General features: G+C 39.6%; 23 protein-coding genes and 1 riboswitch. Of the genes, 13 read left to right on the top strand and 10 right to left on the bottom strand.

From position 1 onward, the window contains the following. On the bottom strand, positions 1-706 hold a 706-nt coding region (locus FNZ24_RS09225), incomplete at its 3' end, for a TIGR03899 family protein (RefSeq protein WP_153914195.1). Between the two features lie 33 nt (positions 707-739). Then, on the bottom strand, positions 740-1936 hold the full coding sequence (locus FNZ24_RS09230) for an MFS transporter (RefSeq protein WP_153914196.1): 1197 nt from the start codon (positions 1934-1936) through the stop codon (positions 740-742). Between the two features lie 440 nt (positions 1937-2376). On the opposite strand from FNZ24_RS09230, the gene hemG reads away from it, so the two are divergent. Continuing rightward, positions 2377-2898, top strand: coding sequence for a menaquinone-dependent protoporphyrinogen IX dehydrogenase (gene hemG / locus FNZ24_RS09235; protein WP_153914197.1), 522 nt, complete (start codon positions 2377-2379; stop codon positions 2896-2898). Between the two features lie 94 nt (positions 2899-2992). Next, complete coding sequence (locus FNZ24_RS09240) at positions 2993-3523, top strand: cytochrome b/b6 domain-containing protein (protein WP_153914198.1); 531 nt, start codon at positions 2993-2995, stop codon at positions 3521-3523. A gap of 128 nt (positions 3524-3651) precedes the next feature. Here the strand turns inward: FNZ24_RS09240 and FNZ24_RS09245 are convergent, their stop codons facing one another. Beyond that, positions 3652-4398, bottom strand: a complete 747-nt coding sequence (locus FNZ24_RS09245) for a thiol:disulfide interchange protein DsbA/DsbL (protein ID WP_228768433.1) — start codon at positions 4396-4398, stop codon at positions 3652-3654. Between the two features lie 190 nt (positions 4399-4588). Beyond that, positions 4589-5236: a DNA-J related domain-containing protein gene (locus FNZ24_RS09250; protein WP_153914243.1), complete on the bottom strand. Its 648-nt coding sequence runs from the start codon at positions 5234-5236 to the stop codon at positions 4589-4591. A gap of 205 nt (positions 5237-5441) precedes the next feature. Between FNZ24_RS09250 and FNZ24_RS09255 the strand changes: the two genes are divergently transcribed. From FNZ24_RS09255 to FNZ24_RS09280, 6 genes are all read left to right on the top strand, one after another. Beyond that, on the top strand, positions 5442-6008 hold the full coding sequence (locus FNZ24_RS09255; protein WP_102528939.1) for a phosphoribosyltransferase: 567 nt from the start codon (positions 5442-5444) through the stop codon (positions 6006-6008). Positions 6009-6149: 141 nt separating this feature from the next. Next, the gene (locus FNZ24_RS09260; protein WP_153914199.1) at positions 6150-8075 is read left to right on the top strand and encodes a peptidase U32 family protein; all 1926 of its coding nucleotides are present in this window, start codon (positions 6150-6152) and stop codon (positions 8073-8075) included. A 111-nt stretch (positions 8076-8186) separates the two neighbouring features. Continuing rightward, on the top strand, positions 8187-8504 hold the full coding sequence (locus tag FNZ24_RS09265; RefSeq protein WP_153914200.1) for a DUF3622 domain-containing protein: 318 nt from the start codon (positions 8187-8189) through the stop codon (positions 8502-8504). 107 nt (positions 8505-8611) lie between these two features. Further along, the gene (locus FNZ24_RS09270) at positions 8612-9268 is read left to right on the top strand and encodes a hypothetical protein (protein ID WP_153914201.1); all 657 of its coding nucleotides are present in this window, start codon (positions 8612-8614) and stop codon (positions 9266-9268) included. 173 nt (positions 9269-9441) lie between these two features. Beyond that, a riboswitch (cobalamin riboswitch) is annotated at positions 9442-9679 on the top strand. 134 nt (positions 9680-9813) lie between these two features. After that, positions 9814-11811 carry a TonB-dependent receptor gene (locus FNZ24_RS09275; protein ID WP_153914202.1) on the top strand — a complete coding sequence of 666 codons (1998 nt, stop codon included), beginning with the start codon at positions 9814-9816 and terminating at the stop codon, positions 11809-11811. Positions 11812-11995: 184 nt separating this feature from the next. Then, complete coding sequence (locus FNZ24_RS09280) at positions 11996-12748, top strand: HDOD domain-containing protein (RefSeq protein ID WP_153914203.1); 753 nt, start codon at positions 11996-11998, stop codon at positions 12746-12748. Between the two features lie 136 nt (positions 12749-12884). On the opposite strand, the gene FNZ24_RS09285 is transcribed toward FNZ24_RS09280, so the two are convergent. Then, positions 12885-13796 carry a LysR family transcriptional regulator gene (locus FNZ24_RS09285; RefSeq protein ID WP_153914204.1) on the bottom strand — a complete coding sequence of 304 codons (912 nt, stop codon included), beginning with the start codon at positions 13794-13796 and terminating at the stop codon, positions 12885-12887. Positions 13797-14082: 286 nt separating this feature from the next. Here FNZ24_RS09285 and FNZ24_RS09290 point away from each other — a divergent pair, with 286 nt between their 5' ends. Both FNZ24_RS09290 and FNZ24_RS09295 read left to right on the top strand, forming a co-directional pair. Continuing rightward, complete coding sequence (locus tag FNZ24_RS09290; protein WP_153914205.1) at positions 14083-14235, top strand: hypothetical protein; 153 nt, start codon at positions 14083-14085, stop codon at positions 14233-14235. Between the two features lie 176 nt (positions 14236-14411). After that, entirely contained in the window at positions 14412-14621 is a 210-nt protein-coding gene (locus FNZ24_RS09295; protein ID WP_055026266.1) for a dodecin, read from the top strand. A 272-nt stretch (positions 14622-14893) separates the two neighbouring features. Here the strand turns inward: FNZ24_RS09295 and queG are convergent, their stop codons facing one another. From queG to FNZ24_RS09315, 4 genes are all read right to left on the bottom strand, one after another. After that, a complete protein-coding gene (gene queG / locus FNZ24_RS09300; protein WP_153914244.1) occupies positions 14894-16039 on the bottom strand; it encodes a tRNA epoxyqueuosine(34) reductase QueG in 1146 nt (381 codons plus the stop codon). A gap of 133 nt (positions 16040-16172) precedes the next feature. After that, on the bottom strand, positions 16173-18188 hold the full coding sequence (locus FNZ24_RS09305) for a tetratricopeptide repeat-containing diguanylate cyclase (protein ID WP_153914206.1): 2016 nt from the start codon (positions 18186-18188) through the stop codon (positions 16173-16175). Continuing rightward, positions 18188-20131, bottom strand: a complete 1944-nt coding sequence (locus FNZ24_RS09310; protein ID WP_153914207.1) for a diguanylate cyclase — start codon at positions 20129-20131, stop codon at positions 18188-18190. Before FNZ24_RS09310 ends, FNZ24_RS09305 begins: the two co-directional genes overlap by 1 nt. Positions 20132-20137: 6 nt before the next feature. Next, positions 20138-21994, bottom strand: coding sequence for a GGDEF domain-containing protein (locus tag FNZ24_RS09315; protein WP_153914208.1), 1857 nt, complete (start codon positions 21992-21994; stop codon positions 20138-20140). Positions 21995-22702: 708 nt separating this feature from the next. Between FNZ24_RS09315 and FNZ24_RS09320 the strand changes: the two genes are divergently transcribed. Both FNZ24_RS09320 and FNZ24_RS09325 read left to right on the top strand, forming a co-directional pair. Continuing rightward, on the top strand, positions 22703-23137 hold the full coding sequence (locus FNZ24_RS09320; protein ID WP_153914209.1) for a DUF3069 domain-containing protein: 435 nt from the start codon (positions 22703-22705) through the stop codon (positions 23135-23137). A gap of 31 nt (positions 23138-23168) precedes the next feature. Then, on the top strand, positions 23169-23852 hold the full coding sequence (locus tag FNZ24_RS09325) for a Crp/Fnr family transcriptional regulator (RefSeq protein WP_153914210.1): 684 nt from the start codon (positions 23169-23171) through the stop codon (positions 23850-23852). Between the two features lie 70 nt (positions 23853-23922). Here the strand turns inward: FNZ24_RS09325 and FNZ24_RS09330 are convergent, their stop codons facing one another. Further along, complete coding sequence (locus tag FNZ24_RS09330; protein ID WP_153914211.1) at positions 23923-25611, bottom strand: NAD-dependent malic enzyme; 1689 nt, start codon at positions 25609-25611, stop codon at positions 23923-23925. A gap of 206 nt (positions 25612-25817) precedes the next feature. Between FNZ24_RS09330 and FNZ24_RS21955 the strand changes: the two genes are divergently transcribed. Then, a complete protein-coding gene (locus FNZ24_RS21955) occupies positions 25818-25904 on the top strand; it encodes a hypothetical protein (protein WP_416384830.1) in 87 nt (28 codons plus the stop codon). Positions 25905-25988: the final 84 nt, after the last annotated feature.

Consider the following 25988-nt stretch of genomic DNA (forward strand, 5'->3'; position numbering starts at 1 on the left):
GATTATTGCTCTTTGGAGTAATTTTGATTTGGTAATCAGCCATGCTTAGTAAGATAGGGGCACTTTTATCGAGCATGCCAGTCTCGAATTCACTGCTATGTAAAATACCTGCATCCATTAAAGTCAGGATACTTGAATAGGGTAGCCCGAACTTTGAAAGGCCAACATTAACACTAGAAGCCTTTCTGAAATACTGTTGTAAACCTCCATGGATACGATATCCATTAAGTAATTTATAACGAGATTCAGTATTGAGTTTTACAGACATTCCTAGTGCTTTTTCGAGTATTTGTGCTTCCCTTTGGGTTAGTTGTTTTAAAGTGGCTAATGTTCTGAGGCTAAACTTGCCAGGTTTAACTATTTCACTGGCAAGGATCCTTGCCCATAAATCCTGCATTCTGCGAGAACTAATTTGCTCAGCCATTTGGAAAAACTGGTAACTCCAGTCAGGATCTAAATCTTCACCAGTAACATCAGATGGGGTGTAATTGAGCGCGAGTGAAAAAATCGTTTCCAAATTAAGTTGATGTAAAACATGATTCTTTTGGAGCCTAAATTGCGCTCTTTCGCCAATAGAGGCTTGAGAGGGGCGATACTCATCTTCACTGGCTAAACCGAGCATTTTTCCCAAAAGAAGTGCTTTTTTTCGGGCTGACATACTGGTATTCGCAGTATTTTCTGTTTGATTAGGATGGTTATCTGTCATTGTTATTCTCTTAGGCTTAACGCTTTGTCCACATTACATCGTACCACTATTCATTTTAGTTGATTTGCCCCAATTTGTTTCGTGTCCAGGCTCAGGTTTTGAGGGAATATTTAACGAAAGCACCAGTGAACATAAGGCAAACAGCACACCGATCATAAATACCCATTGAGGAGAGCTTAACCACAAGACGCCCAGTAGAGCAGGGATGATGACTGCGGCAATATGATTGATGGTAAAGCTGACGGACATGCTTGCAGCAATATCTTTAGGGTCAGCAATTTTCTGAAAATAGGTTTTCATCGCAATGGCCATTGCAAACAGTAAATGATCAATAACATAAAGTGCAGCAGCGACTTCAGCGTGTTCTACCACTGCGTAGCTAGCAAAGACAATGATTAGTCCGACGTATTCAATTACTAAAGCATTTCGCTCGCCAATACGGCCAATAAAGCGGCCAATGGCAGGAGCAAAAAACAAATTCACCAGGTAATTTATCAAGAATAGGGCTGTAATTTCCGAAACTGAATAGCCAAATTTTTCGACCATCATGAAACCTGCGAACACCATAAAAATCTGTCTTCTTGCACCAGATAAAAATGTCAGCGCATAGTAAAGCCAGTAACGTTGTCTAAAGATGAGCTTTTTATGCTGAGGTTCTGCAATTTCAAATCTTGGATAGTAAATCGCCATGATACAAACTGCGATTAAGCCTAGCGTACCGATAATGCCGTACATCCAAACATAGTCGAGTTTGAACCAGCTCATAATGAGCCAAATACTGCCATAGCCCAGCAGGGCAGCAGCAGAGCGCCAAGCGAGCGCTTTACCTAGAAAGCTAGCGGTACTTTTTTTATCTACCCATTGTAAGGTTAATGATTGGTTGATGGTTTCGAAGTAATGGAAGCCAATCGACATCAATACAGTGGTGAGATATAAGCCCAAAACACTTGGGAAAAAGCCGGTAATAGCGATACCAATTGATAAAACCGCGAGAGAGATTAAAGCAAAAGTCTGTTCACGGATAAGTAGTAAAACGAAAATAGCGGTAAAAGCTAAAAAACCTGGCACTTCACGCAAGCTTTGTAACATTCCTATTTCAGCACCACTAAAAGCGGCTTTCTCAATAACAAAATTGTTGAGAAGCGCTTGCCAGACAGCAAAAACCATCGACATCACGAAGGTCATCCACAATAAAAGCTGCTGAGGATTTTTGCGGGAACTGACTGACATAAGGCGTTTTTCCTGATTTATATATTGTTTGTATAGTTACATTTTTTGGATTTTTAATCTAAGTGTAAATTTATTGTGGCTTAAAACGGAAAGTAAAAAGGTAAAACTAGTTATTACTTGATGTGTGAAGTTCAATTTTCATGATGGAGAATTTGCTAGTGGGTCAGGTAATAACAACTTCATAATCAGCAATTTTAAATTGCTGATTATGAAAAAATTAAGTGGATAACTCATCAGAGTTATCCACTTTTTTGTGAGCCACTCAAAAGTCTTAACTATTAATAGTCGATGTTGCTAATTTGCCGTGATCTGATTCATGTAATTATATTTCGCTTTCTATTAAGCTTAGATGTAATAGCATGGTTGAATAAAATCTTACTGAGTATTACAAAGGTTTAAATAATCGAACCCGCTTTTTCTTTATTATCATCGAGGTGAACGTGAGCAACATATTAATTATCTATTCAACTGTCCACGGTCAAACCCGCAAGATTTGCGATTACATGGAAGAAAAGCTCACAGCAGCAGGTGATACTGTCACATTAGCGCCATTGCAGGATAAACCTGACTTGAGTGGCTTTGATAAAGTTTTTATTGGTGCCAGTATTCGTCATGGTAAACATCGCCCTGAGCTTTATCAGTTTGTTGCTGATAACAAAGAGGTGCTTGATAGCAAGGCTAATGGTTTCTTTTCAGTGAGTTTAGTAGCAAGAAAGCCAGGTAAAAATACTCCAGATACCAATATGTATATGCAGGCATTTTTAAAACAAAGTGAATGGCAACCAAAGGTACTAGAAGTATTTGGTGGTAATTTAGATTATCAATATTACGGACCAATGGACCGCAATATCATTCGCTTCATCATGTGGATCACTAAAGGCCCAACGGATCCAAATACCAAAGTTGAATACACTGATTGGGCGAAGGTAGATAACTACGTTGCGCAAATTCAGTCAGCGTAAATAAGTTTAAGGCCAACAATTAACTTGTTGGCTTTATTGATTTTATGACCCAATTTCGTTTTCCTAACGCGCTGAACGTAAAGTAAGGAGCATTATGAGCCAGAGTTCACCCAAATTAATTCAGCTGATATCAGAGAAACTTCATGTCATTGTCGTGGCCTTGAGTGTGTTTCTAGTGGTGACTAGCCCATGGATATTAATCGGTAGCCGTTTACGTGCTAAAGCCAGTATTTGGGACAGTTTGCACGTTTATATAGGCTTGATAGCGGCAGTATTTGGCTTATTGTTTTTGCTGAAAAACTTACTCAATGGTCATTGGCGTCAGTTCTTTCCTTGGCTTAAATTAGACTTTTCACAATGTGTTGATGAAATAAAGCAATTGAAACACGGCAAGTTGCCAAGCTCTGGCGGCAAGGGCATTTTCAGTATTGTTGAAGGAATAGGCCTTATTTTGATGGCGTTAGTCAGTATTACTGGTATTGCTTGGTTTATTGTTCAAGGAACCAGTGACGCATTGATGTGGCGTAAGTATCACATTATGTTCGCTCAAGGTTTTGTAGGCTTTTTAATGATACACATAGTGTTTGCAGCATTTCATATTATCGATATGGTACGAAATTCTTAACTTACTGATATGGTTAGAATTGTCATTTATGAAACAAACAAAAAGCCCGACTTTAATTTAATAAAGCCGGGCTTTTTAATGTTCTTTATCAGCGCTTCAATATTTTAGAAGCTTGATGACATCATGTATTACTTCTTTTCTAACGCTAAGTAATTCATTACATCAATCAAGTCACCTAAGGTGCGCATTTCGCTCATGTTGATTGCATACTTATCGTTAACGATAAATGTTGGAACGCTTTGTACTTGGAACATCACTTGCTGTTGACGCCAAAGTGCTAGCTTCTTATCAGTTGCTTCGCTGTCTGCAATTTTGTCATAAGTTTCAGCATCAACACCGTTGGCTGCAAACACTTTTTTGATGTCGTCGCGGTTATTGATTTCAGGTTCGTCATGGCTGTGGCCAGGAGCGCTATGATCGTGATGACCGCCTTCGCCTTGAATCGCTTGAAACATCGCTGCGTTTAATGCTTTTTCGTTACCCACTTCATGGATAACAGCTAATGCGCGCATAACTTCAGTACCAATCTCGCTGTTCATAAAATCAACGTGCTTAGTTTCAAAGCCAATGTCTTTGTTCAAGTTACCTTTAATTTCTGGCAGGTACTTGGTTTCCATGTTGTAACAGTTATGACAGTAAAAAGAGAAGTACTCAGAAATCTTAGGCTCACTTGATGCAGGAGCATCAGAAATTTGAGTGTAATGCTGACCTTCAACAAATCTAGATGGAACTACAACTGCTTTTTCAACAACTTGCTCAACATTTTTTTCTGCAGAGACTTCTGTCGTTACGTCAGCAGGTTTGCCACAGCCCGTTAGGGAGAATGTGAACGCCGCAACTGCCATAGTGAATGCAATATGTTTAATCTTAATCATTTCAGCCTCAATAAAAGTGTCGCGTTACACTCTGGTGGTCGCGAGAAGTCTTAAAATAGTCTTAATTAAGACAATACTTAATTGCCTTAATGTTAACAAGAATTATGAACTAAACGATTAATTATTTCAGGGCTAAATATGTGATGTGATGCGGCTTTTTTGTAAATAATCCCCAAGATGAAATGTGGCGTTAACCTACTTTCGAGCGTAAAGTTTGCCATGCTTCACAAACTTGACGAAATTGCTCTGCATCTCCACCAGGTCTATCGGGGTGAAGTTTTAAGGCAAGTTTACGCCACTGTCTACGAATATCTTTATTGCTGGCATTCGCATCTAATTCAAAAACAGTTAGCGCATGATTGTCGTGCATTAATACTTGATTCACACCGATATATTCTTGATAGCTTGACCAGAACGATTCGAGCATTTCTTTGACCACATTGGCGCAGGTATCGTATTGCTGCCAATCAAGATAATACTCTTTTAATGCGGCATCATGGTGTTGTTGCTGGGCAATATCGTGAGGCAAAATTCTGAAAATTTGAATATCCATCGCTTGCACTTGAAGCCATTGGTTAGGCAACAACAAACTTTGCAATTCAAACAAGGCATTCATCAATAAGAAGTTGCGTTTAAAGAGGTCTTTTTCTGGCTCGGGATCAAGGTTATGCATTAAGCCTTTTTGCTGTAGTTCACTGGCTAAATGATGGACTTTCCAGCTCTGACATGAACTTTGCAGTAGGGTGAGAAGGGGCCATATCAGTGGATTATCACTTTTTAAAGATAATCTATCTGTGTCGGTCTGTTGACGAAGTCGTGCATCATTTGCTGCAAGCATAGTGTTGGTTTCGCTATGAATTGGCATTAAATTTACTATGCCACAGAGGATAAATGTGTCAATGATGTTTTTTTGTTCAATATGCGAAACAGTGTCAATGTTCATTTTGTTTAACAAATATGACGATAAACCGTATTCCTCACAGACAAACTATCCTTATTTGGTATAAAATTCGCCGCAATAAAAATGATAGGGGCCAAAACCAATGACAGATAAACATTACATCAGTGCACAACAGCTACTGGAAGATTCTTTTAAACTTGCAGCGCAGGTTTATGACAGTGGCTTCAGACCACAATTTATTGTCGGTATCTGGCGTGGTGGCGCTCCAATTGGTATTGCAGTGCAAGAGTTCTATGATTTTAAAAATGTAGAAACTGATCATATTGCAGTCAGAACCTCTTCTTACTATGGCATTGGTACCGACAAACAAAGTAAGAAAATCAAAGTACATGGCTTACATTACATCATTGAAAATGCCAACGCCGATGACGGTTTATTGATTGTTGATGATGTCTTTGATTCAGGTCGTAGTGTTGATGCATTAATCGATAAACTGCAAAAGTTCATGCGTAAGAATATCCCTACTGATATTCGTGTGGCTTGCCCTTACTACAAACCAAAGAACACCGCAGTAGATTTAAAGCCTGATTACTTCATTCACGAGTCTGAAGAGTGGTTGGTTTTCCCACATGAAGTATCGGGATTAAACCCGCAGGAAATCGCTGAAGGTAAAAGTGATTTTAAGAATATTCAGCATTTGTTTAAGTAAAAGCCGCGAAACTGGTTATTTTTTGCTAAACTAGCAAGCTGAACAGTGCGTCAATGATAGTGACATACACGTGAATTTAGTCCGTGTTTAGCTACTATCTTGATGCATTTTTTATTACCTAGAAAAAGATAAACATTCATTATGAGCTCTGTAGAAATATTTTCGCCGACACCAAGCCCAAGTAAGCCGACTGAAAAGAAACAGTTAGAGCTACTCGCACCTGCAAAAAATGCTGACTATGGTATCGAAGCCATTCGTCATGGTGCTGATGCGGTTTACATTGGTGGTCCAGCTTTTGGTGCACGCCATAATGCGGGTAACAGTGTTGAAGATATTGCACGGCTAGCAGAATTTGCTCATAAATATCACGCTCAAGTCTTTGTTGCATTAAATACAATTTTAATGGATGACGAAATTGAGCAAGCACAAAGCTTAATTTGGTCTTTGTATGAGGCGGGTGTTGATGCGCTGATTATTCAAGATATGGGCTTATTGCAATTGGATTTACCGCCCATTGCTATGCATGCCAGTACCCAAATGGATAATCGCACACCTGAAAAAGCGGTCTTTTTAGAGCAAGTGGGTTTTTCACAAGTCGTGCTAGCTCGCGAGTTAAACTTGCCACAGATTAAGCAAATTGCCGACACCACCAAGCTTAAGTTGGAATATTTTGTTCATGGTGCTTTATGCGTGAGCTACAGCGGCTTATGTAATATTAGCCATGCTTTTTCAAATCGCAGTGCGAACCGCGGTGAATGTTCGCAAATGTGTCGTTTACCATGCGATCTTTCAACCCGTGATGGTGAAGTATTAGCTGAAAATGAACATTTATTATCGCTTAAAGATAATAACCAAACTGAAAATCTAGAAGCCTTGATAGATGCAGGCGTGACATCATTTAAAATCGAAGGTCGCTTAAAAGACATTAGCTACCTTAAAAATGTCACAGCACATTACCGTCAGCAGCTTGATGCGATTATTGATCGCCGCAGCGATCTAGAGTCTATGTCCCATGGTCGTAGTGAGTTCACGTTCACCCCTGATCCTGAAAAAAGCTTTAACCGTGGTAAAACAGATTATTTTATCAATCAGCGCACCGCATTGATTGAGCACTTTAGTTCGCCTAAATACATTGGTGAAAAGGTCGGTACCATTGTGGGTGTTGGCCGCGACTTCATTAAGGTCGACAGTGCAAAAGCCGGTAAAACCATTGAGTTTAATAATGGTGATGGTTTGTGTTTCTTTATTGATGGGTACCAAAAGCAACGTTTATCAGATAACAAAACCAAAGGTTTGCGGGTAAACCGCGCCGATGGGAATACCTTGTTTTTAACTGATGTTAGTAAAGATCTTAAAGTGGGTGTTGAGCTTTTCAGAAACTTTGATCACCAGTTTGATGCCTTGTTATCAAAAGACTCTGCTACTCGTAAAATTATGGTGGATATGATCTTAGATGACACCGAGACGGGGATTTCGCTTACAGTTTCAGATAAGCACCAACATTCGGTGACGGTTGAACTTGAATGGGCAAAAGAGCCAGCTAAAGATTATGCCAAGGCTGATGCTAACTTACGGACTCAGTTAGCTAAACTGGGGAACAGTGATTACAGCTTAAATCAGCTTCAGGTAAACTGTGCTAACCGCTGGTTTTTACCCGCTTCAGTTATCAATGGATTAAGACGCGATGCGATTGCAGCATTTGATGAGGCGCGTATAAACGGTTATCAACGCCCTCTCAGAGGTGAGCATGATAAAGAAGCACGCTTCCCGCAGAAGTATTTAAGTTTTTTATCTAACGTGGCTAATGATAAGTCTCGTGAGTTTTACGAGCAGCATGGCGTCATTCAAATGGAAGATACTTACGAGAAAAACCAAGTATTAACTGATGCACCATTAATGGTGACAAAACACTGTTTACGCTACAGCTTTAACTTATGTCCAAAAGAAGTTGAAGGCATTAAAGCTGACCCTATGGTGTTAGATATTGGTAAAGATAGATTGAAACTGGTCTTTGATTGCCAGAAATGTGAAATGATGATTGTTGGCTCGAACCAATTAGTTAAGTAGTAGCATTATTTTTATATTAAACAGTGCTCAAAAGTGAGTGCTAAATAGACAATGTTCGCGTACACTGCGCGACCTGAATTTAAGCTGAGTATAGCTAGGAAAAACCGAATAATGAGCAAAAGTAAGAAGTACGATTTCAGAGTGTTAGCAGTTGGCGATACTTTTAAAGCAGAAATCACTCGTCGTATGAGTGCGACTAAAACCATAGTGTCAAAAAGTCATGATGGTTTTGCGACAGAAGATGAAGCTGTTGCATGGGGTCAAAAAGAGCTAACGGCATTTATGACCACTCAAGTTGAGCGTAACAAGCGTAAAACTGAAAAGAAAATTAAAGCTAAATCTATCGCTGACGCCATTGCTGCTGAAGCGCTAACTGATGAACAAAGTGAAATAGATCTGACTGATTCAGCGGATGAGCTTGAAGATTAACAGTTAAAATAATACAGTAATACAACATTTTGGTGACATAGTTGCTGTATTTCTGTTTGAATTAACTAAGTTTACCTTTCAGCACCAATACCAAGGATGATTTCGGTATGAAAGCTAGCGCTACCCTAATAATATCTGGGGGGCTGTTGTTATTGAGCCCTTCATATAATGTAGTGGCCACAGAGCCACCACCTCATATCCACACTATTACTGCAAACTCTGACGCAGATGGTGGTTCAGAACAGAAACAGTTATCCATATTTTCTAATAAAGTGTCCTTTGAGCTGCCAGTTGGTTGGAAAATGGCCTTTAATTCTGAACAAGGCACCATGTACAAAGCCGAGTTTGTTCCTGCTGGTGAAACCCTTAATGATTGGTCTGCGCTATTTTGTATTCAAGGGTTTGAAGGATTAGCTGCAAATATTGATAGCACTCAATTTCTGGATAGATTTGCCGGTACATATCAACAAGCCTGCCAAGGAAGTGTGACATACGAAAAACTTGGTATGACGCAAATTGGTGGCAAAGAGGCTTACCACGGCATCATTGGCTGTACTAATATGAAAAACTTGTATGGCGGTGGTACTTCCAGAACTCGTCAGGGTGAAATTGGCTATTACGCAGTACTTAAAGATACCGAAGATTTGTATTTAATTCATAAGTCGATGAGAGGCGAAGTGTTTAGTGAGTCAAACCCACCACTGAATGGTTCCAATCATCGTGATTTCATTTCTAAAATGCTGCAACTTAAATTTCAGCGTTAGATTTTTAGACCGCAAAAATCCCATTTCGCTTTGTTCATATTATTCAAGCCTTATAACTAAGAGTTGAATAATATGAATGATCCTTATTCTTTATATTAAAATGTGCCGTTAACCAGTTATAATGACGCCAATTGTTATATGGACTTGCGCTATCGCAATCGTAACAATGAAAAATATAGTCAATCTTTTGTGGTGCTTGTGGGAATTTGTCTATTTGATGAATTGTCACGAGATAATCGGGAAACTAGTGAAAATCTAGTGCTGCCCCCGCAACGGTAATGGTGAGAACTGAGTGCGCACTCGATATGTTGATATTAACCAGCATAAAGAAGCGTTAAAAATTCAGCTTCGTTTGTCATGTTTATGGCATCAACCTGAGTCCGGAGACCGGCCCAAAAGATGATTTTGAGATTTCGGTGGGCAGATCTCAGAATGTAGCCTCTCTTCATCATTGTGATAAACAAACCGTATTAAGGTTTTTTATTGCAGGAAGTTCTTTGCTGCGGCAACCATGCCCCATTTTTCCTTTTAGGAGTTAAAGGTAAATGGGTACTAATCCAACTAAAATCGCAACAGCACTTAGCCTTATTTTAAGCGTTTCTGCTGTCTCTTTTGTTTCAAGCGCAACTGCTGAAACTGCTAATACTTCATCAACGACTGACTCTGTTGCCATTGGCGCAGATACTGAAACCATTGTGGTTATTGGTCGTAGTGAAGCTAATCCATTAAATATTGCTGCCAATGTTAATGTTATCGACCAAATCGATATCGAAATGAGCGGGGCAGTAAGTTTAACTGACTTACTTCGCAGTCAGGCGGGGATTCAAGTTTCTGATAATAATTCAGGAACAACTTTCGCCATGCGCGGCTTTACTGCATCACAAGCTGCCAGCAATACATTAATCTTGATTGATGGCCGTCGTTTAAACAATATCGATATCTCAGCCCCAAGCATCAATGCGGTGCCATTAAACCAGGTAGAACGTGTAGAAGTGTTATATGGTTCTGCAGGGGTACTTTATGGTGACCAAGCTGTTGGCGGTGTGATTAATATCATTACCAAGGCGCCTAATGGGACTGGCGGCGGTTTTGCACTCAGTGGTGGCAGCTTTGATACTTATGAAGCCAAAGGTGATATCTCAGGAGCGATTAATGATGCATGGCGTTATTACTTAGCGGCGAGCTATAACCAAAGTGACAACTACCGTGACAATAATGAAAGTGAAACTGGCTCAGTGCTGGGACGCTTACAGTATCAGTCAGATAAGCAGCAATTTTTTGTTGAAGCAAACTACTTTGATGATAACCGCCAAGCACCTGGTGCGTTAACACTTGAACAGTTTGAACAAGACCCAACCCAGGCCGCACCTTTTACTGAAGGTGAATATACTCATGAAATGACCACAGCGCTTCGCAGTGGTTATGAGTATCAGTTAAATCAACAGTGGGCATTAGCCGCTGATTTAACCTATTCAGACACGTTAACGACTAACTTTTTATGGGGCAGCGCAGGCCGCATTGAACGCAACCTATTAAGTTTCTCGCCAAAAGCTACCGCTAACTATCAACTTGAACAAGGCGATTTAGATATTGTTGCAGGTATTGATTTAAGTGTAGGCGAGGCTGATTTCGATTTGGCCTATACCCAAAGAAATAATGAACAAAAGATGGCGAGTATTTACGCCCAAGCTTCAGTGCCATTAACTAAAACCTTATCTTATGTCGTGGGTGGCCGCTACAGTGAAGTCACCGATGATTTAACCGATCAAACACTTTACCCAAATGGGGTTGAGCTTGATAACGATGCCCATGCATTTGAGTTAGGTTTAAACTATCGCCCAAGTATTGAAAACCGCTTCTACATCCGCGCTAATGATAACTTCCGTTTCGCTAAAGTAGACGAGCAAGCTTACACCCCAGTTACAACACTTGGTTTAGATCCACAAACAGGCCGCTCTTATGAAGCTGGTTGGGACTGGACAACGACATCGCAAGCATTCAAATTAAACGCGTACCGTTTAGATTTGGAAGATGAAATTGTTTATGACGCTGGTCGCACTGACGGCCCACAAGGGGGCGGTGCTAACGTTAATGCAGATGCATCACGCCGATATGGTATCAACACTAGCTATGACATTCAGTTGTCGGCTGATTGGCTGTTAGGTGCGTCATACGAGTACATTGATGCAGAGTTCACTGAAGGAGAAAATGAAGGGAAAGCATTATCTTGGGTAGCGAAACATAATGGTCGTGCGCACTTAAGTTATGATATTGCTTCACAGTGGCAGGTTTTTGTTGAAGGCATATACACCGGTGAGCGATTCATCGAAGGTGATAATGCGAATGTCGATCCAAAATTATCTAGCTATGTACTGGCAAACTTAGCCCTTAATTATACTCGTGATAACTGGTCAGCAAGCTTGCGCGCAGACAACTTGTTAGATGAAGAATATGTTAGCGCAGGTTATTACTCAGCTTGGGGCAATGGATATTATTCAGGTAATGGCCGCTCAATTCGTTTAACTGCAGGTTACCGCTTTTAATGATTGACGATTTTGTGTGCAATGTTCCACTTGCATAGCAGTGAAAATGACTAAAAAACAAAAGCCGACAAATTGCTTGTCGGCTTTTTGTTTGATTACAGATTAATTACTTGACCTTAGTGCCGCTTATGTGGATAAATTCCCTACTAGAGATATAAAAATCATAAAAGGGAAGCTGTACAATATGACCTACCTTGAGCAACAGGTGCTAACTCAAGTCAAAGCCATTATCGGTAACGAAGAGCAAGTAATTGGTCGTCGTGGTATTTTGATCCCTTTAAAGAAAGCACTCATTAACGAAGCTGATATTCGGGTTTTAATCGATATTGTTTCAAGTGATCCCGCTTTGGCTGCGCATTTGTTATGGCGCAGCAATACCGCTCAAGCTGGTGGTATTATTTCGACCAAAAACCGCAGTATTAAAGATGCGCTAATCCGTTTAGGCCAAGTAAATATTTATCGTTATGCTTTTTCATTTTACTTAAAAGAGCGTTTAGATGAGTTGAAAGAGCCTTACAGCAAATTGGTTAAAGGTTACTGGACCTTAACTGAAAATATTGCAGTTGATGCTGTTCAGCATCTTCGAGATATTGAAGAGAGTGATCAACCGATTGATATTGATGCTGACGAGGTGCAAACGCTAGCTTTGTTTAGTGTGTTCGGGCAAGTGATAACCCTAAGTGCTTTTGCGTTTTTAAATGCGGCGTCGGAAAAAGCCATTGCTCTGCAAGTGATTAAAAACTTGATTGATACTCAGCAGCAAAGCTTATCCATTGAGGCCTTTGAAGCGTTAGGGTTAGATGACGACCTACGTAATGAGTTTATGGTCGCTCACAATATTAATCAAACAGATAATCCTAACTCTGCAGGCATGGTGTTAAGGCATGTGCTAGCAAAGCGCAACGTACTGATAAATCCACTTGCTGAATGTGAGTAGAGTTTATTAAACGGAAATGATTAGCTTAAATACAAAAATGCCACTTAATAAGTGGCATTTTTTATGTCTATAACATGCAAACTGCAGTCTTTTAAACGGTATTCATTTAAATGCAGTTAGATGAATACTGTTTAGATTAGTGTTGCTGACTTAAGCTTTGGAGTTTTAGTCCTTCAGCGGCCACTAAGGTTAACCACTTCTGTATTAAGTTAGTGTTTGCAGCATTACGACGGTATGCAGCAAATAGCGGCCGTTTCAGCCCTTCTGCGCCGAGTTTTACTGATGATAAATTTAAGCCGTGACTTTCATTTATTGACCAGCTAGGTAATGCTGCTATGCCATCATTACATGCTACTCGTTGTAATAACATTGCAGTTAAATCACATTGTTTTTGCTCACCAGCTTCAACACCAGCAGGTTCTAAAAAGTGCTTATAGATATCTAAACGCTGTAACGGCACAGGGTATGAAATCAGTGTTTGCTTTGCTAGTTGCTCAGGTTTGATAAATGCTTCTTTGGCAAGCGGGTTGTCATTGGCCACAACCAGCTTAACTTCAAAATCGAATAGGTGTTGATACGCTAAAGCATGCCCAGGCACAGGATCTGATGTCAGTACTATGTCCAATTCACCCATTTCTAATGCATTTAATGAATCAAATAAGTGGCGACTTGAAAGGTCAATTCTGCCATCAGGAGCAAGTTGTTTAAATGCTTCTGTAACAGGCATTAACCAGCGAAAGCAACTGTGACATTCAATGCCTAATTTTAATGATTGTGATTCTGCATCTAAGCCTTTTTTGAGATCCGATTCAGTGACCATCACTTTAGGTAAGATTTCTTCAGCAAGATTTAACAGTCTCGCGCCTTCTTGGGTGAAAGACAGAGGTTTACTTTTTCGAATAAAAATAGCCGAATTTATGCGGGTTTCTAATTCTTTAATCTGATGTGATAACGCTGATTGAGTCACGAAACGTTTTTTGGCGGCACCAGCTAGGCTACCACTTTCTTTAAGCGCCATTAGAGTACGAAGGTGTCTCAGCTCTATCATATTATCCTCACATGAATTTTGTTCAACTTTCGGGTGAAATCTATTCGATTGCTTAAACGCAGAGTAACACAATAAACTTCTAGACGTCCAGACGCCTGTGTAATTAATTTACAGAAATGTACTACAAATGTTAATTGGTGGCTTGTTTTGATATAGAAATTACAAGCTTAGGCCTTTCATCATACGAAGGACAATAAAGGTAATATATGAGTGAAGGGGGAGCTGTCAGGAGAAATTATTTACCTTTTATGATATCCATTCACCAAATATCGCAGTTGTTGAACTAATGATCACTTTAATAGATAAAACGGATGAAAAAGTGGCAGCTGAGCAAATATGGAACAATTTAGATAGGGAAGTCAGAGAGTTAAACCATCAATTCGCTGAGGTTTTGGGTCGCAAAGTAGCATTAAAGCATTTCATTAAAGCGCTGTATTAAAGAACTGGATTAAAGAACGGCATTAAATTCTTTTGCTTAGGGCACTAAGGACGCTTATAGAGCAGAGTGAGGTGGAGCTCTACGTGAGTTGTATTGATTCATTGTGTTGAAGTTACGCAGATTTTTGAAGCTTATCTATACTCAATAAATGTTTTACAAATACTGACGGAGTAACAATGAGCCATACCTACAAACTAATTGAATTGACAGGATCTTCACCTATTAGCTCAGATGATGCGATCAAAAATGCGATCGCAGCAGCCAACAAATCAATAAAGCATATGCGCTGGTTTCAAGTGGTTGAGACGAGAGGGCATTTAGAGGAAGGCTTGATTGCTCATTGGCAAGTAACCATTAAAGTGGGCTTTACGTTAGATCAAAGCTAGTTCTCTAAAAGTTAATGCTTTATAAGTTAATGCTTTAAAAGTTAGTGTGCTAAAAGCGAGTAAGATAAATCGTGCGTCGATAATATCTACCCTAATAACTTATATAATCAAAATGCAGCTAAAGGGATCTTCAGCTGCATTTTTGTTTAAAGAATACAGCTGAACTAAACCTACATAGTCGCAGTGCTATAGCGACTAACTCGCAGTGTTATTGCTACTAACTTGCAGTGCTATTGATATAAACCAACCTATCAACTTGAGCTAAAAAAGAACTATGCGTCTCTTGGTAACCCTTTCTCAATTGCTCTGACCACTCGTAGAGTTTTACGGCTGAGAAATTCAGTGTGCGCTTGCTGCTGGCTGATCGCCCAATCTATATGCTCCGAAACCATTTCATCCACTTCATCGGAGGCTTTTTTAGATTGCAGCGCTAGAATAATTTGTTCACTAAATGGTGCATTTCCTAATGCCACTGCGATATTTCTTAGCCAGTTTTTATGTCCAATTCGTCTGATAGGACTACCTTCAGTGAGTGATAGGAATTGTTTTTCATTCCAAGAGAATAGCGTTAATAACTCAGGTTGAATCAGTTGGCTGCGGGTATGAAAGTCTGTTTGCTCTGTTAACGGGGCTTTAGTATTGATTGGACACACTAATTGGCAATCATCACAGCCATAAATTCGGTTACCAATTGCTTGGCGAAACTCAACAGGAATAGCCCCTTGCAGCTCAATCGTTAAATAGGAAATACAGCGACGGCCATCAACGACATTGTCTTCAAGTATTGCGTTAGTTGGGCATGATTTTATACAGGCAACACATGTATTACAGCTCTGGGTAATGGGGATATCAATCGGCAATGGAATGTTAATTAACACCTCACCTAAAAAGAACCAACTACCAGCATCTGGATTTAATAAAAGTGAGTGTTTACCCGTCCAGCCTAATCCTGCTTTTTCTGCGAGTGGTCTTTCAAGGACTGGAGCGGAATCTACGAAAGGGCGAAAATCAACACCTGTGATACCAATAGAGTCACAATGCTCGACGATTTTATCGCCAAGTTTCTTAAGTTGCTTGCGAATTAACTTATGATAGTCACGTCCGCCAGCATAACGGGAAATATAACCTAAGTTAGGATCGGCTAGATTGGTGGCAAAACCAGCCTGTGGTGGCAAATAGTCCATTCTGGCACTTAACACTCGTACCGTACCAGGATGAAGCTCATGGGGGCGCGCACGCATCATGCCGTGATTCGCCATGTAGCTCATTTCACCGTGATAATCATTATCGAGCCATTGCTGAAGTTTGGGCTCTTCAGCGGTAAGATCGGTATCTGTAATACCTAACTGTGAAAAGCCTAACTCTAGTGCCCACTGTTTAATTTGACGCGATAAGTCTGACATTTCTTTGGATGTCATATCACGGCTTAAACTCGAACTTGAATCAGTTATTGAGTTTGTAGCAGGAGCTTGAATATTAGATTTAGAGTCTGGCATGTTTGGCTGTTACAATTCTTTAGAGTTTCCAAGCATAATTATACTCGTTAACGCCTTAAGCATCATCATGAAAGTAAACCACTTGGTTACGACCTTGATTTTTAGCTCGGTATAACGCTAAGTCTGATTTCTTAATTAACTCAGTTAGGCTTGCTTCATCTTTAAATGTTGCCACCCCAGCGCTGATGGTAACCGTTAAGTTTTCGCTGAAATTGCTAAACTCGAAAAGGTTGACTTCATCCACGATAGATTGGGCTACGTTAAGCGAATTTTGTGAGCGAGAGTTGGGGAGTAATGCTAAAAACTCTTCGCCGCCAACACGCCCGACTAGGGTGTTCTCTGGTAATTTTTTTCGACAAATATTAGCTACGATTTTTAACACTCTATCGCCAATGTCATGGCCATGTTGATCATTCACTTGCTTAAAATGATCAATATCAATTGAGATCACAGACAAAGGCTGTTGCTTTTCTGATAAGCGTGTAAATGCGTTTTGGGCTTTACGGTAAAAACTTAAACGGTTTGGTAGTTGAGTCAATAAGTCGGTTAGCGCCAGCTCTTTTAATTGCTGTGACTTTTTGTTGAAGTAAAGACTAAATAAAATCAGCGTTAAAACAGATGCAAACCCCAGTGACAATGCCAAGATCTGTAACCTTTCGTTGTCCTGTTGGATGCTGAGCTGTTGATCTTTTAATTGATGAAATGCCACTAACTCGGCATTTTCAGCTTCTATTTTTTCACTATCAAACTTCACCCGCATCTCAGTACTGGCTTGGTTTTCTAACGCTTTATCTAAAATAAGGTGAATGTCATATAGCTCAAGTTGAGCTTCATAAGCATCTTGCCATTGTTGTAAGGATTCATAAATTTCTACTTTGAGCTTGAGTAGCATTTCATGACCACGTTTATTGTGGTTTTTACTAAATCCAGCGGTCGCTTTTTCAAGGTGAATTAAGGCTTCTTCTGTTAAGCCTAATCCATGCTTAGCTTGTGCTTTATAGAGGTGTAAAAAGCTGTAATGCGTATCGACTGACGGGCTAATTATTGGTTCAAATTCATCTAAGTAATCAAGGGCTTTTTGATACTGTCCAAGCTGTATTAAGGCTGAAGACATGTCTACTGCAACACGAGCTACAAAGGTGGGGTCAGTATGTACCTCTTGGTAATAATTAAAAATAGCTAAGTAATAGTCAGCCGCTTTTTGATATTCATTTATATCCTCAAATGCATAGGCCATATCATTTTTCACTAACATGACTAAGGCTATTTGATCGCTTTGGCTGAAAGCAAGTTCAAGCTCTGAGTAATATTTAAGCGCCGTTTCTGTTTCGCCAAGTCTGCGGTAAGTGATGGCTAAATCTAATAAACCTAAACGTTCTAAGGTGATGAGCTCCAGCTGCTGATAGCGCTCAAAGGCTTGTAATAAATTCTTTAATGCAAAAGCAAAGTCACCGGTATATGAAGCTATTTGGCCTAACATTGAGTAGGCATCAGCAATGAGGCGCTGATGTTGAATTTTCTCGGCATCAACAAGTGCTTTTTGAATCATAGTGTTAGCTTCAGTGATTTCGCCTCGATAGCGAAGTAGTGTGGCTTCACAAAGTTTGAGCTCGATGTAAATGGCTGCTGGCATCTCGGAGTAGCGGGTAAATGCATTAGCAAGGAACTCTGTCGCATTCTGGTTTTGTTGCTGTTCTAAAAAGTTATAGGCCATACACTGTTTAGGTAATAAACGGTATGTGCGCTCAATATCACCTTCAGCAATTAATGACGCCATTTTCTCGATAAGAATGGGGTAGCGCTCATCATTTATATCGCCATTATCAATTTGTGCAAATATTTGCTCAAACTCAGGGTTGTCGAAGGCTTGAGGCAACTCTTCTGATGCGACTTCTTTTAATGATGCTTCTTGTGCGGATGTTTCTTGTAAAGGTGCTTCTTGTAAAGATGCTCCTTGCAAAGAAATGGGGGGTAACGAGGTCGCATGTGTTGGCAAGGAGAGTAATATCAATGCCGTTAAACATGGTTGCAGGACTTTGCTGATAAGTTTTGCGCTGATATACGATTTCATCAGTGACTCTCCTGCTCAGTCGCGAGCAAAGTGGAGTCATCTTGGCGCGTTTGTTGGTAATCAATATAACCATCTCTTCCCGCATTTTTAGCGAGGTAAAGTGCAATGTCTGCTTTTTTAAGTAGGGGAGATATTGCCTTTTCATTGGTGACTGTTGCAATACCAATACTGACAGTGAAGTTATCTGTCAGCGGTAAATCTTCGGTATTAATTTCTTTGACTTGTTGATTGATTCTGCGAGCTAAACTGACTGCATCGTCAGCTACAGCTTTAGGCATAATGACTAAGAACTCTTCACCACCAATACGCGCTAGCGTGTCCTCTTTTCGACATATTTCACTAATACTTTGTGCAATTAATTGCAGTGCTATATCACCAACATCATGTCCAAATTTATCATTAACCAGCTTAAAATGATCAACATCAATCAATAATACTGAGAAGTTACCATGCTTATTAAATAGGTCTTTAGCGACCTTATAAGCGAAGAGCCTGTTAGGGACGTTTGTTAACGGGTCAGTTAAAGCGAGTTGCTTGTATTGGATTGATTTTTTTATCAATTTAATAAAGAAAATGGTAAGGATTACCACCAGAATAAAGGTTAATACAATCGCAATATACTGCAAACGCTGCTTTGTCGATAGGGCATTTAGTTGAGCGACTTTCATCGCTTGATACTCAATCAACTGCTTTTGCTGTTCTTCTAACTGTTTAGAGTCAAACCTTATACGCATTTCTGAATTAAAAGTTGCCTGTGCGGCTTCATCCATTTGATTATGAATGATTAAAAACTCATGGTGCCAATGGTTAGCCGTTTCATAATCACCTTTTAGTGCGAATAGCTCGGCAATTAAAGGGTAAATAATAGTTAAGCCTTTCTTATTATTATATTTATCAAAGTTTTGTTTAGCTTGGTTAAAGTGATTAACGGCTTCTTCAAATCTTTGTTGGCGTATACGTAACTCTAAATAGTAACTGTGCATATAGCCAAAATGAGAATAATTGTTAGGGGTCATTAAAGGTTGAGCTTGGTCTAGCCATTTCTCAGCTTCGTCTAATCGGTTTAACTTGATTAAAGGAGCTGACATATCGACAGCCATTTCAGCTACGTAAACTGGCCGGTTACCCTTGAGAGCAACAGCATATATTTTTTCGAAATAATCTAGCGACTCTTGATACTCGCCATTATCTAACTTGATATAAGCCATTGATTGTTCGATGATAGCTAATAAATTGGGCTGGTTGTTTTCAGTGAAATACTTTTCAACAATACGATAATAATATATGGCTTTTTTATTATCTCCCAAACGACGATAGGCGCTCGCCAGAGAGATAATATTGATATTGGCAGCATTCAAGTAACCAAGTGTTTGGTAAAGCTCAAAAGACAGCGACATACTGTCGATTGCACTTAAAAACTGGTTTTCAAATAAGCTTAATTGTCCAATGGCAAAATAAGCATCAGCTATTAACTTGGCATCTTTTAGTGTTTGAGCATCCGACAGGGCTTGTTGGTTTATATGATTTGCTTGTTGCAGTTCACCTAAATACATCAGCGCTCTTGAACGGCACAAACTTAATAGTATTGGTGTGGATGGAGCATAAAATGTTTGTTGCTCAATGTCTGAATACTCATCAGCAAAGGCTTGTAACTTATCAATATCATTTGATGGAATTCGAGGGCATGTAAGGGTTTTCAACTTTTGTAATCGGGCAACGTCGTCTGTTGCTATAAGGGCTTTAAGCTCTAATAATTTTTCGCCTACATATAAGGAGCCCGTCAATTGATCGCTATCAAATTGACTGAATAATTCATCGGCTGCAAGGTTCTGTATCGTATTAGCTGAGGCATTTAAAGGTATTTGCCCTATAAGCACTAATACAAACAAAAATGTCCGTATGAGGTAGCTATATTCATCGTAGCAATAGGTTCGTTTTTGCAAGGTTATTTATACCGTCTTAACACAGTTTCTTCCGGCAGACTTTGCTTGATAAAGGGCATTATCGACACGTAATAGCAATGCTTCTAAATGACTGTCATTAGCAAACTGGCTAACACCAGCACTAATGGTTTGTTTAAGCTCTGGAGCTATTTCTTGCCAATCAGCATTGGCTATTTTACTGACTAATCTCTCGGCGATTTCCTGCGCTTGCTGCTCATTGGCACCGGGCAATAAAATTAAAAACTCTTCACCGCCTACACGACCCACTGTATCTGACTTACGCATTAATTTACGTGATTCTTCTGCAAGTTGTACCAGCACCTTGTCGCCAATATCGTGGCCTAAGGTATCGTTTACTTTCTTAAAATGATCCGCATCGAATGAAATTAATGAAAAACTTGTATTATCTTTGCGTGCTTGTTCAATATAACTCTTTGCCAAGTTATAAGTGTGACGACGATTGGCTAATTGCGTCAACTCATCAGTAAGTGCTAGGCTTTTGAATAACTGCTTTCTTTTGACTTGTTTGGCAGCGTATAAGGTCATGATGAGCAATATAATCGCGACTAGAAAGATAATCACTTGCTGTAATTCTTTGTTCTTTTCTAATGCTTTTAATTCTTGCTCTTTAATTCGCTGTAACGCTTGTAATGTCTGATTCTCCGACTCAATTTTATCGGTGTTGAACCTAGCTCGCATTTCACTGTTACGGCTAGTTAGACTTTTCTGATCCAGCTTATGATGCAAGGTTAGGTAATCTGTTAGCGCACTATGAGCAGACTGGTAATCTTCTAAGAATAAGAATATTTCGTTTCTAAGGGTGAAAACTTGACTTAAGCCACGTTCATTATTGCTCACGTAAAACGATGACTCAGCTTCTTGAACGTAATCTAACGCTTCATTGGGTTTCTGTTTGAGCAATGCTGCTTGCGCTCTAAACAGCTTCATAAAGCTAAACAAACCATCGAATTCTTTGGTGATTGTTTTTTCAGCTTCATTTAAAGTCTCAATTGCTGCATCCACTTGGCCTAATTTCAATTGAATACCGGCAATGTCAACAGCTGCGCCTGCTGCTGGTATCGGTTTATCTTGTTCTTGCCAAAAATGGTAACTCTTTTGGAATCGCTCAAGTGCCATTTCGTTATTGCCTAATTCTTCATAGGAATAGGCAATTTGAGTATTAACGTCTATGGCATCCAACTCTTGGTTATTTTCAAGATACGCTTGCTCAAGTTTCTGTTGATAATTTAACGCCATTTGCGGGTCGCCAAAGCGTCGAAAACTATTGGCGATTTCACTTAGATTGACTCTTGCCCAGTAATCTAGCTTGAGCTGTTCATACATAGATTGCGCAGGGATTAGATCTTCAAGCGCGCCAGTATAATCTCCCTCATAGGAGAGCATAGCGCCTCGCATGCTTCTTCCATCAGCAATTAAGCGCAAATTTTCTATTTGGTAGGCTTCTTGAATTGCTGCATCGTAATCTAATTTGGCTTGTTGGGGATTTCCGGAGTATTGGTAGTGCGATGCGCGGCAAAGTAATAAGTCTGCATGAAGTGCTGATGGATGACTTTTTTCATGGAGCTTCATCAGGTCTTCAGCGTGCTTAATTGCTTGCTTAAATTCTTCTGACGTTTCTGAAGGGTGATACCAACATTGCAATGGAATAAGTAGTGCTCTTTGTTTGGTATCTTCTTCTGGAATGAGGTCTTCTAACTCGGCTAAATAAGTAGCAAGCTTTTTAAGATCACTTTCTTCACCTTCATTGAATATATCAAATAATTGATCGATTCTTTGTTGGTTCGTTTGGTGACTATTATTGTCGTTTGTCGTGGCTGAAGCCGTAAAAACAGCAATCGCCAATATAATAGTTAATACAAACTGCTGCAGGGTTTTAATCGAATATGTCTCATGTGGATTTATTTGTCTGACATTATTATGACATATAATTTCGTTTGTTCAATTAAAGCGAATCGGTAAGTTTTATGTAAAAAAATGATTGATTATTTTAATTAATTTAATGGGTTGATGTTACTTAAATAATAATAACTTCGATACAAGTGTTAATTCTAAATGAATGAAAGTTAATGTGCTAGTCAGCTGTATAGTCGCTTGATATTCTTCAATCCGTGCACTTCTTCATATGTGAAATCTATTTTGTGCATTTAATAGGCCTCAAGTTTTGATTCTAAAATGCCTGTTTCTGTTTTACTGCCTTGGATAGATTCAAAGGTAACTGAAACCTGCTTATCTATTTATCACTTATGTCATTATTTTGGTTAAGCTTAAACAGTTATTTTGACTAAGTTTAAACAGTATTTTTGACTATTATTAAACAGCTAGCACTTCATTCACCTTGAGAAATAACTGAGCTTTTGTCGGTTATTTTGAAGCCTACAGTATGGTTAGCTTAGGCTATGATCTCTGAGAGTTAACTTGCTTAGACAATGTTACTTTACTGATTAGAGTGAAGGCATTAAGGTAAGCGCCTTTAATTAATACGCACAGTGGGTTTAACCATTAGATTGCGCTTAAAGTCCTTTAATACTTTTAAAAACAGAGAGAATCAAAATGAGTCATCTGACTGAAGAATATAAAGCAGTAGCAAAGCAAGTGTCTTTCAATGTTGCTAATAAAGTACTGCCAATGGATAAATTACCAGAGACATTACTTGAAGCTTACGAAGGCTTATTTAAAGAGCTAATTGAAGATAATGCTGGGTTATTCCTCAAAAGCTGGCAAGCAATGCCGGCCAGTGCGCAAAAGCTAATGCCTCAAGCAGAGTTTCATGGTTTTTATATTGCCAATGCGTGGATGCAATTAAGCCGTGTAGCTCAAGAAATTGCAGATGATGCAGACTCAGATGAAGCAATTGATGAGAAGGAGTACGACGGTGTATTCGGTCGTTTAGCAGAGCAATCACTAAAAGAAAGTATTAGAAAATTAAAGAAAGCACGAACAGATCGTTCGCTGTTAAATAGTTTTAAACAAGTGATGTCGGCTTAAAAACCGGTTGGCATCGTTTTGGGGAGTGTAAATGTCTTTTGTGTTAAGTAATCAAATCCATTGGCCTTGTGAGTTAAGTGACAACACTAAGTCTGAAATTATGGATTTGGCTATTGAAATTGATGGGATCGAAAAATATTCAACTCTCATCGATGGCGATCAGCAGCGCGGTATCTATTATTGTGTTCAAGGACTTGGAACATTTGCAACCACCAGTATCGATAATCGACCGTTAGCGAGCTTCATTTTTGGTAAAGAAATGTGGGTGGGTGCCGTCGCAATTGAGGTTTATCCCAAGATCAATCTTTATACTTGTGAACTTGAGCCGATTAAAAGTTTGTTCTTTCCGAAAAAAGGTCTCAACGAGCTGGCAAAAGTTAATCCTGAAGTTTACAAGCTACTCTACAGTATTATGCGCACGAACAGTCCTAAAATACTTCAGGGCATGCATCTGTCATTCTATGGTATTGAAGAGCGCATAGCCCATTTCTTACTTGAGTTAGTCAGAAGTAAAAAAAGCACTAATCTACCGAGAATTGAAATCAAAATTACTCAACAACAATTAAGCGAAATCGCTAATGTTAGTCGCCCGAGAGTAAACGAAGTTCTCAATAAACTGGCTCAAAAGGATATGATTGAGTTAGTGCGTGGCAAGCTCTATGTTAATGATTATGCCACTTTAGCAAAATATTTAGAATCGAGAGTTGTGATATAACGTTGGCAGACTGAGTGTTGGCATAAAGAAAAAGCCTAGCAATTGCTAGGCTTTTTCATGTCAATTATCCTTAGAAAGAAGTTCTTCTATAACGACGATATTCAGGTTCCCAGAAGTTACTGTCGATCTTCTGAGTCAGAAGATCATCTGGACAAGGTAGTGCTAATTCTTGTTCTATTGCTTTTTTCGCCACAGCAAAGGCAATGTACTTGCTGACTTCTTGAATGTCTTCAAGTGCAGGCAGTAAAGACCCTGTGCCATTTTTCCCTAATGGAGAACATTCTGATAATGCTCGGCTTGACGCCATTAGCATCTCATCAGATACGCGAGTCGCGCCACTGGCTAATACACCTAGGCCGATACCTGGGAAGATAAAGCTGTTGTTACATTGAGCTATTTCGTAAGACTCACCGTCAATAACCACAGGCTCAAACGGACTACCTGTTGCAACAAGGGCTTGGCCAGATGTCCAGTGCAGCACATCTTTCGGTGTTGCTTCAACTCGACTCGTTGGATTAGATAGTGGGAATACAATCGGGCGTTCGCAATGGCTGTGCATGGCGCGAATGATTTCTTCAGTGAATAATCCAGGTGCACCAGAAACACCAATCAATACGGTTGGTTTAGCGTTATTAACCACATCAAGTAATGAGATATGATCGCTAAAGCCATCCCATTGCTCAACGTTAGTGGTTTTTTGAGCGAGTTTCTTTTGGAAATCTAACAGTGTAGGCATGTTGTCGAGTAGTAAGCCCCAACGGTCAACCATAAATACTTGTGAGCGAGCTTGCTCATCAGATATGCCTTCAGCCACCATTTGCGCAACAATTGCTTCTGCAATACCGCAACCCGCACTACCTGCACCTAGAAAGGCGACGCGTTGCTTACAAAGTTGAGTGTCAGCAGCTTTACATGCCGCTAATAACGAGCCAACAGTAACAGCAGCCGTACCTTGAATATCATCGTTGAAGGTACAGAATCTGTCTTTATAGCGCTCAAGTAATGGCATCGCATTTTTCTGAGCGAAATCCTCAAATTGGATTAATGCATCAGGCCAGCGACGACTCACCGCTTGCATAAACTCTTCGATAAAGTCAGCGTATTCTTCGCCGCCAATACGTGGATGGCGAGATCCCATATACATAGGGTCGTCTAATAAGTTTGGATTATCAGTACCCACATCAAGGGTGATCGCTAAGCAATACGCAGGACTGATCCCGCCACAGCTGGTGTATAAAGATAGCTTACCTATTGGGATCCCCATACCACCAATACCTTGGTCACCTAGACCTAAGATACGTTCGCCATCAGTCACCACAATAACCTTCACTTTGTGGCGAGTTGAATTGTTTAAGATATCGTCAATACGATCTTTGTTGTCGTAAGAGATAAATAAACCACGGTTACGGCGATAGTTTTTAGAGAAACGCTCACAAGCTAAACCAACAGTTGGGGTGTAGATGATCGGCATCATCTCACTGATATGGTTACGCACTAATCGGTAAAATAAGGTTTCGTTGGTGTCTTGAATATTACGCAGGTAAATATGCTTATCGAGATCGTTACTGAAACTCTTATATTGTTCATAAGCACGAGAAGCTTGCTCTTCAATGGTTTCAATAACCCAAGGAATTAGCCCTTCAAGATTAAAGTAAATGCGCTCTTCTTCACTAAAGGCTGTGCCTTTATTTAGCAGAGGAGATTCAAGGATGGCTGGACCTGCGAAAGGAAGATAGAGAGGGCGTTTATTATCGTCCATTGGAAACCTTATTATCAGTGTCGAATTACTGTTATTTCTAGCTATGATTAGACGGTTATTACAGTCTAATAGTAGACGTTTTTTGTTATCGGTGAAGGTTAACACAAGTTAGATTTATTGTGGTCTGTTAAGTGAGCTATTTCACACTTTTTTTCTATTTGTTTGTGAGCTGAGAATATTGAATCGCTTTTACTATAATTTGTTTCATTCTCAATGCTAGCTCCACTCATATTAGGTACGTGATAGGAGGCCTCAATAGAGCTGAGTATGTGCAAATGAGTAAAGAATCGTAACACTTTAGCTGCTGATTTAACTCGAAAGAGACTCGATATTGGTTAAATTCGATGCCATGCTGATTATGTACGCAATTTTTATAC

The sequence above is a fragment of the Shewanella sp. TC10 genome (assembly GCF_009663145.1).
Lineage (GTDB): Bacteria > Pseudomonadota > Gammaproteobacteria > Enterobacterales > Shewanellaceae > Shewanella.